Below are 16483 nucleotides of genomic sequence, written 5' to 3'. Positions count from 1 at the left end.
GGCATTGAGCAGAACCAGACCGAGGGCCGGGGCCGCTTCGACCGGTGCGGATCGAACCAGCCAAAACCACGGGTGGGTTGCCGGCAGACAGCACAGAGCGTTCCACGCGGATGCCAGAGCGGCCGTCGGTCCTCGGCGGTGATGGGGGTGGATGTGGGCATGGGTCATGCAGCCCTCCGTTCGGGAGAGGCCGCCGTGTCGATCAGCTGGCGGATGGCGCGCTTGTTGAAGCCGAAGGTCATCAGCGCGGAGGCGCGGTAGCGCGTCAGGCCGAAGTCATGGCGGCACTCGGGCGGCAGGTACTGGAGCTGCTTCTCGGTCGGCGGCTGGCGGAGCCAGGAACGGGTCTTGAAGGCGCTCTCGTCGGTCTCGTGCGTGTTCAGCCAGTCGTCAGCCTGCGCGAGGCAGACGGTGCGCTCGCCCACGCCCAGCAGATGCGGGCGTTCGCCCTTCGCGCCGCCGATGGCGTACCAGACCCCGTCCAGCCAGAAGATGCCGCCCCAGGCCGCGAAGCCCGTGGCCATCAGCGCGTCGTCCGTGCCGTAGAGGTCGACCCACGCGAAGCTGGACCGCTTCAGCAGGTCGATTTCCGTCATCATGAAGCCCGACAGCGGCGCGGTGCCACCACCTTCACCAGCGCCTTCATCCTCGCGCGGGAAAGCCTCGCCGCAGAGCGGGCATTCGGTGGCGGCCAGCGGGATTTCCGCCTCGCAGGCCGGACAGGTCTTGGTCGGCGCCTCGCCGGTTTCGGTCTTGCCGTCGAGATCGACATCCTGTTCCAGCGTGCCGTGGATCAGGCTTGAGGTGCCGAAATCCAGCACGACGCAGTCGGTCTTGACGATGCCGGGGTGTTCCTCGGGGTCGACGGTGCGCAGGCCGCGCCCGACCATCTGGATCATGGTGGACTTGTAGGAGCTGGGGCGCAGCAGCACGACGCAGGAAGTGGGCGGATGGTCCCAGCCCTCCGTCAGCACCGCCACGTTGACGATGACGCGGATGTCGCCCGCCGCGTAGTCGGCGAGGATCGCCTTTCGGGTCTCGGCCGCCAGATCCCCGTGGATCAGCGCGGCGGAAACGCCCGCCGCCCTGAAGGCGTCGGTGACGTGCTCGGCATGGGCGACGGTGGAGCAGAACACCACGGTCTGCCGGTCGCCCGCCTTCTCCTTCCAGTGGCGGATCACCTCGTCGGTGACGGGGGCGCGATCCATGATGCCCGCCACCTCCGCCATGTCGAAATCCGCCATGGTCTTGCGGACCGAACGCAGCTCGTCCTGCACGCCCACGTCGATGACGAAGGTGCGCGGCGGGACGAGGTGGCCCGAGGCGATCAACTCGCCCAGCCGCACCTGGTCGGCCACGTTGTCGAAGACCTCGCGCAGGCCCTTCTTGTCGCCACGGTTCGGCGTCGCCGTGACCCCGAAGATGCGGGCGTCGGGATTGACCTCGCGCACCCGGTTGATGATGCGGCGATAACTGTCGGCGACGGCATGGTGCGCCTCGTCTACGACGAGCAGGTCGAGACGCGGCATGTCGGCGAGGTTCGAGGCGCGCGCCAGCGTCGGCACCATGGCGAAGGCGACCTGGCCGCCCCAGGACTTCTCCGTGGCGTCGATCACCGAGGTGGCGACGCCCGGCACCACGCGCTGGAACTTGGAGCGGTTCTGCGCGGTCAGCTCGTCGCGATGGGCGAGCACGCAGGCCTTCGCGCCGTCTGCGATCATCTCGCCGGTGACCGCCGAGAGCATGATGGTCTTGCCCGCACCGGTGGGCGCCACGCCCAGCGTGTTGCCGCGGGAAGCGAGCGCAGCCACGCTGCGCTCGACGAAGGTCTTCTGGCGGGGGCGCAGGCGCATGGCCGATCTCCCCTTTACTGCGCCCAGCTCGGCCGACCGGCGGCACCGGGGGCGGACGCGGGCTGGCTGGGCTGGGTGGCCGTGGAGGGCTGCTGCGGGAAATGGCCTTGGGCCGGGGCGGCGGTGAACTGCGGCGCGACCGCGCCCATCAGCGCTGCGTAGTCGCGGTGATCGGGCGTGACGGCAGCGCGGATCTCGTTCTTGTCCTCGCCGTTGGTGTCGGTGCCGATGTCGATGCGGGCGACGAACTCGACGCCGTCGAGATCACCGAAGCCGTTGATGCGGCGGCGGGCCTGCGCCTCGGGCGAGTTGTCCTTGTCCGACACGCCGCGCGCCGAGTTGAGGATGCCGCGGATCAGGCCGCGCCCCATGTTGGCCCAGTCCGGACCCTTGGGGCTGTAGAGGCCGATCAGCGACCAGACCTTGCGGCGGGCATGGGGCCCTTCCAGCACCGTGTATTCGGCGTCGAGATAGACGGCGCCGGTGGCGGCGCGGCGCGCCCAGCCACCGGTCCAGCCCTGCGAGGGGTCGTCGAAGCCGCCCGGGCGCAGGGTGAGCCGCACCTTGGCGAGCGTGCCTTTCGGGATGACGTTGGTGTTCGATTGGGCGGAGTTGAAGTCGTTCCAGGGTCCGGACATTGCGCGGCTCCTTTCAGTTGGAGGATGGGACGCGCAGCGGCGTCAGAAGGGAAAAGCCACCCCGGCGACCGGATCGGGACACCGGGCGTGGCGAAGCCCACGAGATACTCGTGCCCCCGCGCGAAGCGCAGGTGCATGCGGCCGTCCCGGCTGACGCCGAGCAGCTTGTCACAGCGCGTGCAGCGCCATTCCGCATTGGAGGTGGTGAGCTTGGTGTTCGCGGCGCCGGACCAGCTCGTCTGGGCCGCCTGGCGCGAGGGGAAGGGAGTCGGCATCGGGGTGCTCCTCTGACTGAGTGAGCACCCCTAGTGACGGCCCGAATCGGAGATGGTCAGACCCCCCAAACGGAGATCAAACGGAGATGGGTTCCTCGCAAAGGGCCCAGTGGCCATGCCGGGGCGAATACAGGTACCGGTTGTTCACCTCATCCCATTCATCGCCAAACAACTGAGGCAGCTGAGAAAACCCGGCGTACGTCTTCAAAACCGCGAGCTTCACACCGCCTTCCCGATCACGGTGAGCCATGTAGAGACGCTCGAACAGCTTCACTTTTTTCGCGCCAGTGACGATCCACGGATCCTGACCGGGAACGGTGATCTGAGCGGCGCCATCGTCTTGCCTGCGGAAGTGCACAGCGGCTCCGCGCGCAGCCGGATCGATCGCAGCCTCATAGGAGGAGCGGACCGCATCCGCGTCGATCATGCCGGTATGCGTTCAAGCACACCCCAGGCTTCGAGGAGATCGTAGCCCAGCTCTCGCTTGGCGGGGTCCCGTTCGCTCTGGATGTTCGACTTGTTCCTTCCGAAGACGTCGAACTGAAGGACACCTTTTCGCCCGCGCCCGTCCACATGCTCGATCCGGAAGCGGACCTTCGTGACATAGCCGCCGCCCGCTTTCGGGATGATCGCCCCGAAGACGCTCCTCGCGATCGCGTCGATGTCGTCCTCCGGCGCGACACTGAGGGTCACCTTCCGAGACCAGTCGCCCAGCGCGACCTGAACTTCGATGATGCCTGCCTTCTTGACCCGATGCGCTTCTTCATCGGGTATCGGCAGCTTGAGCGAGTTTCGGAAGCGAGAGAGGTTGTAAGTCTTCTGGGTCAGGGGCTTGTTCGAAATGTCGTGCTTCAGAGTATCTGCGGCGAACAGATTGGCGACGATCTTGCGTTCCACCCTGTCGCGCGAACACACCTCGATCCGTCGCCGGGCATGCGAATAGACCAGCAGCATCTCATCAGGTGGGCGGAAATAGAGCAGCTTCGTCGACTTGTCCGGCTGGACGGTTTTCTGGCTCGCATAGGCGCCGAAGAAGGTCACAGCCAGCAAGACGTCCTGACTCTCACCGTTTTCGGCGGGTAGGTCGACAGCCTCCACTTTACAGCCATCGTCATGCTGCAGGCGCTCGGCGATCTCTTTCGAGAGCGCATCATGGTCGACACCCGCTGCCGCTAGGGGAATTGAGGCATCTATCGACCACGCCTCGTATAGCGTTCCATGCTCGCGGTAGACCCGCACCTGCATCGCACGCTCAGCGGCTTCGAACAGTGCTATGGCATGGAGGTAAGCCCAAAGGCTTCTGGCGACCGCGTCGCGCTGCCCCTTCAACCCTTCCTTCGCAGCGAAGCGCGGGTCTTCGGCGAGCCGACGGAGCATCGCATCAGGCGTCGTGTCGGTCATCAGCATGACGCGACGGGCCTCGATCTCGATCAGGTTAATTCTGTCACTCTTCAGAGCCCTCAGAGCTTCCGCCATTCTTTCGGTGCGGATCTGATCTTCAGCATCGGCGGGCACAGCGGCCATTGCATCGCTTAGGAATACCGAAAACTGCGAGTGCGAAAGAAATTCGCTGATCAATTGGATTGGAGATTCAATAAACAGGCGCGAAAGCTCCGGCGCCCCGCGAAACAATGACCTAGCCACCTGGCCCTCCTACTTGCTGCCCTCACTAGACTTTGCGGAACGCCAGTCTGACGATTCAACCGAACAAAACAAGACCGAAGCGCAACCTGAAGCGGCAGTGGTATCCATCATGATCGTTTCTGGAGCGCTGTCCCGATCCCGCGCGGCAGGTGGCTTTTTACGGATGAAGCCCCTGCAGCCCGGACCCGCCCCGCATGAAACGCCCCAATCCGCTGCCGCCCGACCAGATGACGCCCGCAGAACGCCGCACTGAGCTGTGCGGCCTGCTGGCGCTCGGGCTGGTTCGGTTGCGCATGCGGGAGAAGGGCGAAGTATCTGACGATACTGGAGAACGTTGCCTACACTATCCGCCCGACCAATGCCGTCATGCAACTCCAACTCACCGGAGAAATGCATGAACAAGCCCGATCCCATCCCCGTGCGCCTGGCCGCGCTCAAGACCACGCCGACGCCCGACTTGAAGCAACAGTGGCGCGACCTGTTCGATAGCGAGCCGCCGCCCTTCAATCGCCGCTATCTCGAAAGCCGCATCGCGTATCGCATCCAAGAACTCGCCTATGGCGGGCTGAAACCCGAGACGATCCGGCGGCTTGAACGGCTGGGCGAGGAACTGGACGGCGGCGACCGGGCGAAGCGCAGCATCCGCGCCGACCGCGACCGACCAATCACGGGGACGCGCCTCCTGCGAGAATGGCAGGGCGTCGAGCATATCGTCACCGTCACCGCCGACGGCTTCGAATGGCAGGGGCGGCCGTACAAGTCGCTGTCGGCCATCGCCCGCGCCATCACCGGCACCCGCTGGAACGGATGGACCTTCTTCGGCCTCAAGAACCACAGGGGGGTGAGTGGGGGTCGCCGCAGGCGAGCGGACGATCCAGTGGATCGTTCGCAGCCGCGAACGCCCGAAGCGCAAGCGCAGGGCCGGGAGACATGACGAAGCCGTCCGATAAATCGAAGGTCGTCCGCAAGCTGCGGTGTGCAGTCTACACCCGCAAATCCTCCGAGGAAGGGCTGGAGCAGGAATTCAACAGCCTGCATGCACAGCGCGAGGCCTGCGAGGCGTACATCGCCAGCCAGCGCTCCGAGGGTTGGGTGCTGGTCCGCGATCAGTATGATGACGGCGGGATCTCGGGCGGGACGCTCGACAGGCCCGGATTGAAGCGGCTGCAGGAGGATATCGAGGACGGATTGGTCGACGTGGTGGTGGTCTACAAGATCGACCGCCTCAGCCGCTCGCTTGCCGACTTCGCCAAGCTGGTCGAGGTGTTCGACAGGAACGGCGTGACCTTCGTCTCGGTCACCCAGTCCTTCAACACGACTACGTCCATGGGCCGGTTGACGCTGAACATCCTGCTCTCGTTCGCGCAGTTCGAGCGGGAGGTGACGGCCGAGCGCATCCGCGACAAGGTCGCCGCCAGCCGAAAGAAGGGCATGTGGATGGGCGGGGTGCCGCCCTATGGCTACCGCGTCGAGAGCCGGAAGCTGGTCATCGACGAGGAACGGGCCGAACACGTCCGCTGGATCTTCGCGCGCTTCCTCGAGATTGGCTCGGGGACGGAACTGGCGCGCGGGGTGGCCAAGCGCGGCATCCGCACGCCGCGCGGCAACCGGATCGACAAGAAGTACCTCTACCGGATGCTGAACAACCGCGCCTACATCGGCGAGGCGGTCCACAAGGGCGAGAGCTACCCCGGCGAGCACGATGCGATCATCGACCGCGAGACATGGGACCGGGTGCATTCCATCCTGCGGGAGAGCCCGCGCAAGCGCGCCGCGCGCACCCGCGCCGAGACCCCGGCGTTGCTGAAGGGGCTGCTGTTCGGGCCCGATGGCGCCGCGTTCTCGCCGACGCACACCCGGAAGGGCGACCGACTGTACCGCTACTATGTCAGCCAGACGGTGCTGAAGCACGGCGCCGGATCGTGTCCCGTGGGCCGTGTCTCGGCTGGTGAGATCGAAACCGCCGTCATTGATCAGCTCCGCGCAGTGTTCCGCCAACCCGAGATCGTGGCCGGGACACGGAAGGCGGCACGCGCCAATGCCGACGACATCACCGAGGAAGACGCCCGCGCGGCCCTGCAGCACTTCGATCCGCTGTGGGACGAACTCTTCCCCGCAGAGCAGACGCGCATCGTGGCGCTGCTGGTCGAGCGTGTGGATATTGGAGAGGGCGGGCTGAACGTTCGTCTGCGCATTGACGGCCTCGGCTACCTCGCGCGCGAGATGCTGGCCGGCGATATGGGCGCAGCAGCATGACCCGCGCGACGCCGATCCCTGAGACGGTGACGCTCCACGTGCCGTTCCGCATTGTGAAGCGCGGCGGCCGGAAGGAAATGCAGTTGCCGGAGGGCGCCACCCAGCCGCACAGGGCCGACAGCTCACTGGTCAAGGCGCTGGCCCGCGCTTTTCGTTGGAAGCGGATGCTGGAGTCTGGTGAGTATGCCACCATCGCCGAACTTGCCGAACGCGAGGGGATCGCGCCCTCCTACATGACACGCGTCCTGCGCCTGACCTTGCTCGCCCCCGACATCGTCGAAGCGATACTAAACGGGAAGCAGGGGCCGGAGGTCACGCTGGCGCGAGTGCTCGAGCCATTTCCAGTGGAGTGGGCGATCCAGACCGAACACCTTGGTTGAAACAGCGAGAACGGCCGTTCGTGATCTGTGCGGCAATCGACTGCACCTGAGCCCCTTTTTGACGAATGCTGCCGAGCGACTGAACGGCCGCTTCGGCGGACCCGCAGCTTAGCGAGGTGTTCTCCGTTCGGGTCTAGACATACTCCGTAATGCGTTTCAACAAGGCGACACCGACACCTGATAGAACGCCGCAAGAAGACGTAAGCTCTTGACGACACCCGGTGTCGAGCGGGTGGGGTCCTGTTATGTGACCGTAAACTGTCCCATCATGCCCGCATCCTCGTGTTCGAGGATGTGGCAGTGATACATGAATGGCGTCTCTTCCGAAGCCAGCTTGTCGAACCTCAGCAGGATTTCGGTCGAGCCCTGCACACGAACAACGTCTTTCCAACCGATCCGCGCTGAGTCGACCGGTCGTCCGTTCTGACTCACGACCCGAAAAGAAGTCCCGTGAACGTGGAACGTGTGCCGCATCATCATGTCGGTACTAATGCGCCAAAGCTCGGTTTCGCCTGCGCGGATGGTCTCATCAATGCGATCCATGACGTAAGGTTCGCCGTTGATCCCCATCGTCTGACCGTCGCCACCCATCATGCCGCCGCGCATCATACCCCCGGTGTGCATGTTGAGGGTGAAATTGCGCCTGCGGACTGGATCGCCGAGTGCGGGCGCATCCGAAGGCAGCGAGGTGGGTAGGCGGGTGGGGCCGGCGGGCGCAGCTGCGCCCACATCAAACGACATGATCTCGATCGGCGCACCACTGTTTCCACCCATCCCCATCATACCGCGGTCGCCCATCCTACCGCGATCTCCCATCATGCCTCTATCGCCCATCATCATGGAGCCGCCCCTGTCACCCATCGTGCCCTCGTTCATCATGCCACCCATCCCGATGTCGCGCGAGGCGAGAGAGACAGGTGACCGGTCCGAAAAATCGGCCACGATCTCGGCCCGTTCGGCGCCGTTGAGTTGGAGGCTGGCCATGGCCAGCGGGCGATCTAGTAGGCCGCCATCGCTCGCGACCTGGTGGAATTGCCTGCCATCGGTGAAACGGAAATCGTACACGCGCGCATTCGACGCGTTCAGGATACGCAGGCGTACCAGACCCGCCGGAACTGTAAGCTTGGGACGGATCACACCGTTGACGAGGATCTGGTCCGCTTGGAACCCGTGCATCCGGTCCATCATGCCAAGACTATAGGTCACGCGGCCTGACCGGTCGAAGCGTCGATCCTGCACGATGAGTGGAAAATCGTTGACGCCATAGTCGTGCGGCAGCGGATCGTCGATCTCGGGGTCGTCGATGACAATCATGCCCGCCAGCCCGCGATAGACCTGCGGGCCTGTTCGCCCGTGAACATGACTGTGGTAAAACAGCGTTGCCGCCGGGTGATCGACCGGTAATTCCGGCGCCCAAGTCTCGCCCGGGCCGAAAGCAAGTTGCGGCCCACCGTCGAGATAGCCCGGCACGTGCATGCCGTGCCAGTGAGCCGTGATCGGTTCATCGAGACGGTTCGTGACACTTATGTTTGCGGTGCGCCCGCGCCGGAACCTCAGCAGCGGCCCGAGGTAATCCTGCGAGTAGCCCCAGGTTTCCGACGCCGCGCCTGCGATGAAGTCGCGTGTTCCGCGTATCGCATCGAGTGTGTTGCCTGCGCCGGGGCCGATCTCCATGACCTCCGGTATCCGCAAGGGCGCGCCGGGCTCGGCGGCCCACGCCCGGCTGATATTAAGTGCAGGGGTCGCGAGGGAGGCTGCGGCGAGGGTAAGAAACTTTCGGCGTCTCATAGTGATACTCCGTCATTAAAAGGGTTGCGTCGTTCCCAGCCGAGGCCCGGAAAACATCGCTTCAGCGTTTGTATCAGTGTCAGGCGCGAAGCGGCAGGTCCGCCTTTTTCCAGCCCGCCAGACCGCCTTCGATCACGGTGGTGCCATAGCCCATCTGGCGCAGGCTGTCGGCGGCAAGGGCCGCGCTCGCGCCGGACGCACAGAGAGCGTGAACACGGCCCTCGCCATCGCGCTGCGCGGCCAGAGCCTCGTTCGCCACGCAGGTGTCGGATCGGCCTGCGCTTCGACCAGGCCGCGCGGAATGTGAACCGCGCCTTCAATTGCGCCTTCGCTCTCCAGCTCTGCCGGTTCGCGCACGTCGAAAATGACATCGCCACGCCCCATCGCCCGATGAGCGTCAGTGGGATTGATCCCATCGACGCGCAGTCTTGCGTCCGCGACGAGGTCTCTCATTGATTTTCGACCGGCGGCGCTGTCGAGAAGGTGCTATTCTGGCTCGCCATGATCGCCTATGTGTTGCTAGGGGGCGGTATTCTAGTCGGGTTATGAGGCTCAAGGATCGGACTGGCGTGGCGATCGCGAACCGACTGTTCTACTTGTCGGCAAGCTGTGCCGACAAAGCGCTAAGGTTCGCGATGCTGCGTGTGCCGGTCAAAATTCGACCTTTTACGCCCCACGATAATTGTCACACGCCTCAACGCCTTCCGCGACCACGTCGAGAAGTGCGTCCACATCGCTCAGAAGGACCGTGATGCGCGGGCTGCTGATACGGTAGCGGATGAAGCGCCCATCGCGGTCGCTGGCGACAAGCCCGCAGTCCAGCAGGCACCTCAGGTGGTTGGAGACGTTGGGTTGCGATAGTTCCGTCCGCTCGACGATCTCGTGAACGGCCAATGGCTCATTGCAAAGTGCACCGAGAATGGCCAGGCGGCTCGGGTCCGCGAAGCCGCGGAACAATTTCGCCCGTCGCTCGATGGTCGCGCTCTTGCGGTCATCGACGATTTGCACCATATCACTCCTCGCTGATATGTTGTTCTTCGATTCATCCTAGCAGGAATAGCGCGACCATGGCCAACACCGAAAGAGCCGGATCGACGGCTGATGCCCCGCCCTTCCGTTACCGGGTTTCCGGTATGGATTGCGCAAAGGATGCCGCGCAGATTGAACGGGCGGCGCAGTCGGCCGGAGTAGCGCCCGACGATGTGAAGGTGTCGGCCGCAACGCACATCATGACACTGAACGCCTCCGAGGCGCGCCTGCCAGATATCGAAAAGGCCGTTGCGGTGACCGGTTACGGCTTCGACCGGATCGAGGGCGATGGAGATATTCCGCCGAATCCGGCTCATCAGGATCCGGCCTACCGACGCGCTCTCTGGATCGTCGTGATCCTGAACGTGGGTTACGGCGTCCTTGAAATGATCGGCGGATTCATCGCCGGATCACAGGCCGTGAAGGCCGATGCGCTCGATTTCATCGGCGATGGCGCGATCACCTTCCTCGGCCTGCTGGCCATTGGCTGGAGCCTCGCCTGGCGGGCTCGGTCGGCCCTGATCCAGGGCATTTTCCTCGGGCTCCTCGGTCTTGGCGTCCTCGGCACGACGATCGTCCGGGTCTTCGAACGGACGACGCCGGATGCAGGTCTCATGGGCCTGCTCGGCATGATCGCCCTTGTCGTCAATGTCGTCTCCGTTCTGCCGCTGCTGCGGTTCCGCAAGGGCGACGCGAACATGCGGGCCGTCTGGCTATTCTCGCGCAACGACGCCATCGGCAATGCGGCGGTCGTCATCGCCGCCGGTCTCGTAGCGTGGCTGGGCAGCGCGTGGCCCGACCTTATCGTCGCCTTCGGTATCGCCGGACTGTTCCTGCACTCCGCTTGGGCGATCATTCGCGATGCGCGGGCCGATCTGAAGGCGGCGGCATGAATAGCCGCGTTCTGGGCGGGCTCTGCGCGATCGCAGCGCTTGGTCTCGATCAGGGCACCAAGGCGCTTGCCCTTAGCACACCGGCGCTTGAGAGCGGGGTCGAGGTTTTACCCTTTCTGAACCTCGTGCGGGTTCTGAACGATGGGGTCAGCTTCGGTATACTCGGCGGGGTCGTACCGTGGTGGGGCCTCATCGCGCTTGCTGGCGTGATCGTTGGATGGCTGTTGATCTGGTTGTGGCGCGCGCCGGACAGGCTGACGGGTGCGGCCCTCGGTCTGATCATCGGAGGCGCGCTCGGAAATGTCCTCGACCGCCTGCGCTATCAGGCCGTCCCGGACTTTCTGGATTTCCATTACGGATCATACCACTGGCCGTCCTTCAATCTCGCGGATGTGGCGATTTTCTGCGGTGCGGCCCTGCTGTTCTGGGACAGCTTCCGCTCGGCGAAGAACAAGCCCGAACGTAACCACCGAGAAGAAAACGTTACGGGGAAATAATCGATGTCCAGCATTCCATCCGCAAAGGGCATCGACAGCACGCTCGCCCTGCTGCGCAACCCATATGGATTCATTCCGGACACATGCCGCGATCTTGAAGGCGACCTGTTCGAGACCCGCATCCTGTTGCAGAAGACGATCTGCATGACCGGTGCCGCAGCAGCCGAGGTCTTCTATTCCGAAGATGGGCTCGTGCGCGCGGGCTCGATGCCGAAGCGTATCCAGAAAACCCTGCTCGGCGAAAAGGGCATCCAGGGGCTCGATGGCGAGGCCCACCGTCATCGCAAGCGGATGTTCATATCACTCATGGCGTCGGAGCGGATCGAAGCTCTCGAAAACAGGACGCGGGATTTGTTGGACCGCTACGCACGGGACTGGCAAGCGGCGGAGAAGGTCGTTCTCTACGACGAAGTGCGCGAAATCCTCACCAGAGCCGCCTGTGCCTGGTCGGGCGTGCCGCTTCCCGAAGCGGAGGTCGAGACGCGGACGGCGCAGATGACGGCGTTATTCCAGGACGCCGGGGCGGTCGGCTGGAAGCACTGGGGCGCGCGTCTGGCGCGGCATCGCGCGGAGCGTTGGGCGGCCGGCATCATCGAGCGGGTGCGCGACGGAAGCCTCCGGCCGGCACAGGAAAGCGCTGCCCATATCGTCGCGACCTGGCGTGATCTGAACGGGGAGCTGCTGACCTCCAAGGTTGCCGCCGTGGAGCTTCTGAACGTGGTACGCCCGATCGTCGCGGTCTCTGCGTTCATCGCCCAGGCGGCGCATGCCCTGCATCGGAATCCCGAGTGGCGGCAAAAGCTGAAGGATGACGAGGGACAGCTCGAACCTTTCGTGCAAGAGGTCCGCCGTCTGTATCCGTTCTTTCCCGCGGTCGCGGCACGGGTGAAGAGCGATTTCGAGTGGCGCGGATATCGCTTTACCAAAGGACACCGGGTTCTGCTCGACCTCTACGGTACGAATACCGACGCTCGCTCGTGGGACGCGCCGCAAGAGTTCCGGCCCGAGCGGTTTCACGATCGGGAGGTCACCCCCTACGACTTCATTCCGCAGGGCGGTGGTGATCACCACAGGAACCACCGTTGTCCGGGCGAGTGGATCGCGATCAGCCAGATGAAGGCGTTTTGCAGTTTCTTGGTGAACGCCATCGACTACGAAGTGCCGGATCAGGATCTGGATCTGGAAACCGGAGAACTGCCGCCCATGCCTAAATCCCGGTTCATCATGCGCAACGTCAGGCGTCGGCAGTAGCTTCGGCGTCGTCCGGATCGACCGACCGCGCATCCTTGGTGGCCTCGAACGCCTCCCACGCAACGTAGGGCACGATCAGAAGCGCCGCGACCGGATCGGCCCACCACCAGCCCATCCATTGCGTCAGACCGATCCCGGCCAACACCACGATTGTCTGATACTGGCAGATCATGGTGTCCTTGGCATCGTACTTCAGGGCGGGCGCATCGAGCCGTTTGCCATAGCGATACTTGCCCCAGGCGAGGAACGGGTTGACCACGAGCGAAGCACCCAGGATCGCGATACCCCACCAGTTGAAGCCCGGCGCCTTCTGCGAGAGGAAGGCGGAGACCGCCTCGTAGAGGATCGCCGCGACAACGATCCAGAAGGCACAGGCAACCACGTAGAGCGCGACCTTCTTGCGGTGCAGGACCGTGCGCTTTTCGGCACCGTCTTTCTCCCCCTTCAAGCGCCAGATCAGTGTCGCGGCCGAGGTGGCCTCGACCGTGCTGTCGAGACCCCAGCTTACCAGTGCCGCGCTGCCGGTCAGAAGTCCCACGGTGACGGATACGACGACCTCGATGATGTTGTAGACGAGGCTGGCGATCTCGACGCGGATGCCGCGCGTCAGATTGGCCTGCCGGTTATCTTGCTGACTACTCATAATACCTCATAAGGCGGAGCCTGCAGCCAAAGTTCGAGGCGAGAATTGATTGCCTTGCCATTAGTGTTGCGCCACGAATCGAAAGCCGATGTTGTTCTTTTTCCAAGCTTCCTTAGTAGAGGCGAGCTTGCCCCTCATACATGAAAACCAAGGGCTTCGGACCTGTCGCGTAGCCGGTGTCGAGCCGCTCCATTCGGAAGCCGCTTGTCTCGATCAAGCCGGCCGTTGGACGGTCAAGGTGACAGTTCCCGGCGCAGTGTTTCCAGACGGGCGTGAGCCAGCGCTGCCAGCGCCGGACACCGGGCTCCGGCGCCAAACCATGCTCGACGAAGCGGAAGATGCCGTCCGGCTTGAGAACGCGCCGGATCTCGGCGAGCGCCTTCTCCGGCTCCGACACGCTGCAGAGCGCCCAGGTGGCGACGACGCAGTCGACGCTGCGATCCTCCAGCGGCAATGCTTCGGCCACGCCCTCGATGATCTCGGCCGCGGGCATCAGGCCATGGGAGGTTTGCGCGGCCCGAGAGAGGAGTTCGGGCGACGGGTCAACACCGATGATCTGACGCACGGCCTCGGGGTAGAGCGCAAGGTTCAGGCCCGAGCCGATCCCGATCTCCAGCACACGTCCATGCAGCCCGGAGACGGCGCGGCGCCGGTAGGGAAGAAGTTGATTTTGGTCCATCGCCAGATGCGTCAGCCGAGGGAGGATATGTTTCTCGTACAGTCGCATCTGTTCACCCGATCCGCGCAAGGACAGGGAAGGTGTCCAGCAGCCAGTAGGCCAGTGCGCTCAACCGCCCGGTCATCATCGCCAGGCCCATCAGGATCATGACGCCGCCCGCAGCCTGATGCAGGCGGCGACCCCAACGACCGATGCCGCGCAGCCTGCCGGCAATACTGTCGGTGAACCCCGCGACGACCAGAAACGGGATCCCAAGGCCGGCCGAGTAGACGGCAAGCAATGCGACGCCCTCGCCAATCGTCGCGCTTGTCGCGCTGGCGGTTAGGATGGCGCCGAGGATCGGCCCGATGCACGGTGTCCAGCCGAAACCGAAGGCGAGTCCGAGCACGTAGGAGGCGACCGGTTGCCCGCCCGGCAGGTCGAGATGAAAACGCAGGTCGCGCTCCATGGCCGACAGGCGCGCTGCCCCGATCATGAACAGACCGAACAGGATCACGATCGCGCCGCCGACGAGGTTGAGTTCGTAGCGCCACTGCAGCAGCGCCTGACCGAGCGCGGTGGCAGAGGCCCCAAGCGCGATAAATATCGTGGAGAAGCCAAGGACGAAACAGAAGCTGAGCCAGACGGCCCGCCCCTTCGAAGGCGCTGCACTGCCGGTGACCGTACGTCCGGCAACGTAGGATACGTAGCCGGGCACGAGCGGCAGCACGCAGGGCGACAGAAAGGAAACGGCACCGGCCAGCAATGCCGCCATTAGTCCAAGAGCGGAAAGTTCAATCAAATCCACATCTCCAAACTGATCGGTAGACCGCCACCACGTGTGCGCACGGAGCGGAACGGCTGGCGCGGTCGTCGTGCTTTTCCATGTCCTATTGCTTACGTTCGTCAATAAGAGCGCTTATCTGCGCAACGGCTTCGGGGCTGTTCCATTCGGCCGGGCCTGCGAGGCGCCCGCGCTCGCGCCCAATGCGGTCGATCAGAATCGTTGTCGGCAGGCCCACCACGGCCAAGGCCAGCATCGCGCGCGTATCCTCCGCGATATAGAGATCGAGGTTGCGAATGCCGGTCTCTCGGTAGAAGCGGCGCACAGGTTCGAGACCGGCCCGATCGATCGACAGCGGCAGAACATGAAAATCCGATCCGCCGAGGCGCGCTTGCAGCGCGTCGAGCGTCGGCATCTCCTCGCGACAAGGCGGGCACCAGGTCGCCCAAATGTTCAGAAGCACGACACGTCCCTCGAAGTCCGCCAGCGTCAGATCCCGTCCATCTCCATCCACGAAAGGCGGCGACAGGAGCTCACGCGGAGTCCCGTGATTAGGGATCGGTGGTCGGGCGGAGGCAGGGCTTGCCGCAAGCGCCAAGACTCCGGCAAGGACGTCACGTCGCCTCACGGGTCGCTCTCCGCCTGCAACCGGCGCACGACCGGCAGAATGTCCTCCTCAAGCGAGGCCTGATCAAAGGGGCCGACATGCTTGTATGCAATGCGCCCCTCGGCATCGATTATGTATGTTTCCGGCACTCCATAGACGCCCCAGTCTATCGCAACGCGGCCTGATCGGTCCGCGCCGATGCGGGTAAAGGGATCGCCGAGCTCGTCGAGGAAACCCAGCGCTTCCTCGGCATCGTCCTTGTAGTTGATACCGTAGATCGGAACGGTGCCCGCTTCGGCCAGGTCGACGAGAAGCGGGTTCTCCGTGCGGCAGGGGACGCACCACGACGCCCAGACATTGACGAGAGAAACCTGGCCTTGCAGGTTCGCCGACGCTAGGCCGTCCTGCCGCCCTTCGATGGGCGGGAGCGCGAACTCCGGGATCGGTTTCCCGATCAGCGTCGAGGGCAACCGGTCGTCGTTGTTCCAGAGGCCCCAATAGAAGGCCGCACCCAGCAGGCCGAACACCGCCAGTGGCAAGAGCGCAAGCAGCCGCCCCCTCCGCCGCCGCTTTTCCTGGTTATCCTTCGAACTCATAGCCTGCCGTCAATACTTGGAAGGAATAAGGTATCAGCGTCTACTGATATGAAGCAAACCGTCGCCGATCACAATGCCGAGCGTTGGGGAGGGCTTTGCCCCGGCTTCGCAGACCCGAGCCATACTTACTGTTTAGATTCATATGAAATCAGCGAGAGGTCGGTATCTGAAGATGTCGTTGAATTCAGTTCTTTGAACGGCCCCTTCGTCCGCGACCAGGCCGTTTGCGCGGGGCGCAGCGAACGGACGCAAAAGCGCTAATCGGGTATAGTCAGTGGCGAATGTTCTGGCTGAACTGGGCACACGATCGCTGGCGATAGTTCGATCTCTGTTCCGTCTCGGCGAGTGCCACCGACGTCGAAGTGTTCAGCTTCCGCCTAGAAAAAACCTTCCAGCTCCAGATACTTGCAAACAATTCACCAAACCCGCGCAGTCATCAGGTCCGGAGAATATCGGCCTTCAGAGACCGCTTCCGGGCCACCTGGCGCCGGGGTCAGTGCTCAGCCCGTCCCGCATAACCCTCGAAAACAACGAGAAAATCCCGCCGCAGCCGGATCAGGAGAACGCTTTCGCGAGGGCAAGTGGCGGAGCGAGAGGGATTCGAACCCTCGAGACGGTTCCCCGCCTACACACTTTCCAGGCGTGCGCCTTCGACCACTCGGCCACCGCTCCGTTGGCATCGACATAGACC

The 16483-nt window shown here is 63.9% G+C and carries 17 protein-coding genes, 1 tRNA gene and 2 pseudogenes; 6 read left to right on the top strand and 14 right to left on the bottom strand.

The window, feature by feature from the left end:
* Window positions 1–164 precede the first annotated feature (164 nt).
* The 4 genes from JHX87_RS17745 to JHX87_RS17730 all read right to left on the bottom strand — a co-directional run bounded on the left by JHX87_RS17745 (window position 165) and on the right by JHX87_RS17730 (window position 4410).
* Complete coding sequence (locus JHX87_RS17745) at window positions 165–1853, bottom strand: DEAD/DEAH box helicase (protein WP_163464886.1); 1689 nt, start codon at window positions 1851–1853, stop codon at window positions 165–167.
* 14 nt (window positions 1854–1867) lie between these two features.
* Window positions 1868–2491, bottom strand: coding sequence for a hypothetical protein (locus tag JHX87_RS17740; protein WP_271883480.1), 624 nt, complete (start codon window positions 2489–2491; stop codon window positions 1868–1870).
* A gap of 351 nt (window positions 2492–2842) precedes the next feature.
* Window positions 2843–3193, bottom strand: coding sequence for a hypothetical protein (locus tag JHX87_RS17735; RefSeq protein ID WP_271883481.1), 351 nt, complete (start codon window positions 3191–3193; stop codon window positions 2843–2845).
* Complete coding sequence (locus JHX87_RS17730) at window positions 3190–4410, bottom strand: hypothetical protein (RefSeq protein ID WP_271883482.1); 1221 nt, start codon at window positions 4408–4410, stop codon at window positions 3190–3192. The genes JHX87_RS17735 and JHX87_RS17730 overlap by 4 nt, the downstream gene beginning before the upstream one ends.
* A 394-nt stretch (window positions 4411–4804) precedes the next feature.
* On the opposite strand from JHX87_RS17730, the pseudogene JHX87_RS17725 reads away from it, so the two are divergent.
* From JHX87_RS17725 to JHX87_RS17715, 3 genes and pseudogenes are all read left to right on the top strand, one after another.
* A pseudogene (locus tag JHX87_RS17725) lies at window positions 4805–5251 on the top strand (DUF2924 domain-containing protein); the annotation flags it as partial.
* A gap of 89 nt (window positions 5252–5340) precedes the next feature.
* On the top strand, window positions 5341–6666 hold the full coding sequence (locus tag JHX87_RS17720; RefSeq protein ID WP_271883483.1) for a recombinase family protein: 1326 nt from the start codon (window positions 5341–5343) through the stop codon (window positions 6664–6666).
* Window positions 6663–7046, top strand: a complete 384-nt coding sequence (locus JHX87_RS17715; RefSeq protein WP_163464876.1) for a hypothetical protein — start codon at window positions 6663–6665, stop codon at window positions 7044–7046. Before JHX87_RS17720 ends, JHX87_RS17715 begins: the two co-directional genes overlap by 4 nt.
* A gap of 243 nt (window positions 7047–7289) precedes the next feature.
* Here the strand turns inward: JHX87_RS17715 and JHX87_RS17710 are convergent, their stop codons facing one another.
* The 4 genes and pseudogenes from JHX87_RS17710 to JHX87_RS17700 all read right to left on the bottom strand — a co-directional run bounded on the left by JHX87_RS17710 (window position 7290) and on the right by JHX87_RS17700 (window position 9845).
* Window positions 7290–8834 carry a multicopper oxidase family protein gene (locus JHX87_RS17710; protein WP_163464875.1) on the bottom strand — a complete coding sequence of 515 codons (1545 nt, stop codon included), beginning with the start codon at window positions 8832–8834 and terminating at the stop codon, window positions 7290–7292.
* A gap of 79 nt (window positions 8835–8913) precedes the next feature.
* Window positions 8914–9093, bottom strand: coding sequence for a rhodanese-like domain-containing protein (locus JHX87_RS17705; protein WP_197717489.1), 180 nt, complete (start codon window positions 9091–9093; stop codon window positions 8914–8916).
* 77 nt (window positions 9094–9170) lie between these two features.
* Window positions 9171–9218: pseudogene (locus tag JHX87_RS18535) on the bottom strand (hypothetical protein); the annotation flags it as partial.
* A gap of 282 nt (window positions 9219–9500) precedes the next feature.
* Window positions 9501–9845 carry an ArsR/SmtB family transcription factor gene (locus JHX87_RS17700; protein ID WP_123194468.1) on the bottom strand — a complete coding sequence of 115 codons (345 nt, stop codon included), beginning with the start codon at window positions 9843–9845 and terminating at the stop codon, window positions 9501–9503.
* Between the two features lie 56 nt (window positions 9846–9901).
* On the opposite strand from JHX87_RS17700, the gene JHX87_RS17695 reads away from it, so the two are divergent.
* Genes JHX87_RS17695 through JHX87_RS17685 form a run of 3 tightly spaced genes read left to right on the top strand, consistent with a single transcriptional unit; the run spans window position 9902 to window position 12504 of the window.
* Window positions 9902–10756 carry a cation efflux transmembrane domain-containing protein gene (locus JHX87_RS17695; protein ID WP_123194467.1) on the top strand — a complete coding sequence of 285 codons (855 nt, stop codon included), beginning with the start codon at window positions 9902–9904 and terminating at the stop codon, window positions 10754–10756.
* Window positions 10753–11253 (top strand): signal peptidase II, encoded by a 501-nt coding sequence (gene lspA / locus JHX87_RS17690; RefSeq protein ID WP_123194466.1) that lies wholly within the window; start codon window positions 10753–10755, stop codon window positions 11251–11253. Before JHX87_RS17695 ends, lspA begins: the two co-directional genes overlap by 4 nt.
* Window positions 11254–11256: 3 nt before the next feature.
* Window positions 11257–12504, top strand: coding sequence for a cytochrome P450 (locus JHX87_RS17685; protein ID WP_163464874.1), 1248 nt, complete (start codon window positions 11257–11259; stop codon window positions 12502–12504).
* On the opposite strand, the gene JHX87_RS17680 is transcribed toward JHX87_RS17685, so the two are convergent.
* The 6 genes from JHX87_RS17680 to JHX87_RS17655 form a co-directional block, all read right to left on the bottom strand.
* Entirely contained in the window at window positions 12488–13147 is a 660-nt protein-coding gene (locus JHX87_RS17680) for a cation diffusion facilitator family transporter (protein ID WP_197717488.1), read from the bottom strand. The two genes, JHX87_RS17685 and JHX87_RS17680, sit on opposite strands and share 17 nt — an antisense overlap.
* A gap of 112 nt (window positions 13148–13259) precedes the next feature.
* On the bottom strand, window positions 13260–13874 hold the full coding sequence (locus JHX87_RS17675; protein WP_271883484.1) for a class I SAM-dependent methyltransferase: 615 nt from the start codon (window positions 13872–13874) through the stop codon (window positions 13260–13262).
* A gap of 4 nt (window positions 13875–13878) precedes the next feature.
* Window positions 13879–14580 carry a cytochrome c biogenesis CcdA family protein gene (locus tag JHX87_RS17670; RefSeq protein ID WP_203561098.1) on the bottom strand — a complete coding sequence of 234 codons (702 nt, stop codon included), beginning with the start codon at window positions 14578–14580 and terminating at the stop codon, window positions 13879–13881.
* A gap of 115 nt (window positions 14581–14695) precedes the next feature.
* On the bottom strand, window positions 14696–15052 hold the full coding sequence (locus JHX87_RS17665) for a TlpA disulfide reductase family protein (protein ID WP_247653267.1): 357 nt from the start codon (window positions 15050–15052) through the stop codon (window positions 14696–14698).
* 161 nt (window positions 15053–15213) lie between these two features.
* Window positions 15214–15792, bottom strand: a complete 579-nt coding sequence (locus tag JHX87_RS17660; protein ID WP_123194461.1) for a DsbE family thiol:disulfide interchange protein — start codon at window positions 15790–15792, stop codon at window positions 15214–15216.
* Window positions 15793–16374: 582 nt separating this feature from the next.
* Window positions 16375–16464 (bottom strand) — tRNA-Ser (locus JHX87_RS17655).
* Window positions 16465–16483 lie beyond the last annotated feature (19 nt).

Source organism: Paracoccus fistulariae (assembly GCF_028553785.1).
In the GTDB taxonomy this organism is placed as follows: domain Bacteria; phylum Pseudomonadota; class Alphaproteobacteria; order Rhodobacterales; family Rhodobacteraceae; genus Paracoccus; species Paracoccus fistulariae.
The sequence above is the reverse complement of the archived record's forward strand: the minus strand, read 5'-3'. Positions and strand labels throughout refer to the sequence as shown.

Coding starts and splice junctions, on each gene's coding strand:
- JHX87_RS17745 (WP_163464886.1), bottom strand. CDS start 1,853: ATGCGCCTGCGCCCCCGCCAGAAGACCTTCGTCGAGCGCAGCGTGGCT.
- JHX87_RS17740 (WP_271883480.1), bottom strand. CDS start 2,491: ATGTCCGGACCCTGGAACGACTTCAACTCCGCCCAATCGAACACCAAC.
- JHX87_RS17735 (WP_271883481.1), bottom strand. CDS start 3,193: ATGATCGACGCGGATGCGGTCCGCTCCTCCTATGAGGCTGCGATCGAT.
- JHX87_RS17720 (WP_271883483.1), top strand. CDS start 5,341: ATGACGAAGCCGTCCGATAAATCGAAGGTCGTCCGCAAGCTGCGGTGT.
- JHX87_RS17715 (WP_163464876.1), top strand. CDS start 6,663: ATGACCCGCGCGACGCCGATCCCTGAGACGGTGACGCTCCACGTGCCG.
- JHX87_RS17710 (WP_163464875.1), bottom strand. CDS start 8,834: ATGAGACGCCGAAAGTTTCTTACCCTCGCCGCAGCCTCCCTCGCGACC.
- JHX87_RS17700 (WP_123194468.1), bottom strand. CDS start 9,845: ATGGTGCAAATCGTCGATGACCGCAAGAGCGCGACCATCGAGCGACGG.
- JHX87_RS17695 (WP_123194467.1), top strand. CDS start 9,902: ATGGCCAACACCGAAAGAGCCGGATCGACGGCTGATGCCCCGCCCTTC.
- lspA (WP_123194466.1), top strand. CDS start 10,753: ATGAATAGCCGCGTTCTGGGCGGGCTCTGCGCGATCGCAGCGCTTGGT.
- JHX87_RS17685 (WP_163464874.1), top strand. CDS start 11,257: ATGTCCAGCATTCCATCCGCAAAGGGCATCGACAGCACGCTCGCCCTG.
- JHX87_RS17680 (WP_197717488.1), bottom strand. CDS start 13,147: ATGAGTAGTCAGCAAGATAACCGGCAGGCCAATCTGACGCGCGGCATC.
- JHX87_RS17675 (WP_271883484.1), bottom strand. CDS start 13,874: ATGCGACTGTACGAGAAACATATCCTCCCTCGGCTGACGCATCTGGCG.
- JHX87_RS17670 (WP_203561098.1), bottom strand. CDS start 14,580: ATGGCGGCATTGCTGGCCGGTGCCGTTTCCTTTCTGTCGCCCTGCGTG.
- JHX87_RS17660 (WP_123194461.1), bottom strand. CDS start 15,792: ATGAGTTCGAAGGATAACCAGGAAAAGCGGCGGCGGAGGGGGCGGCTG.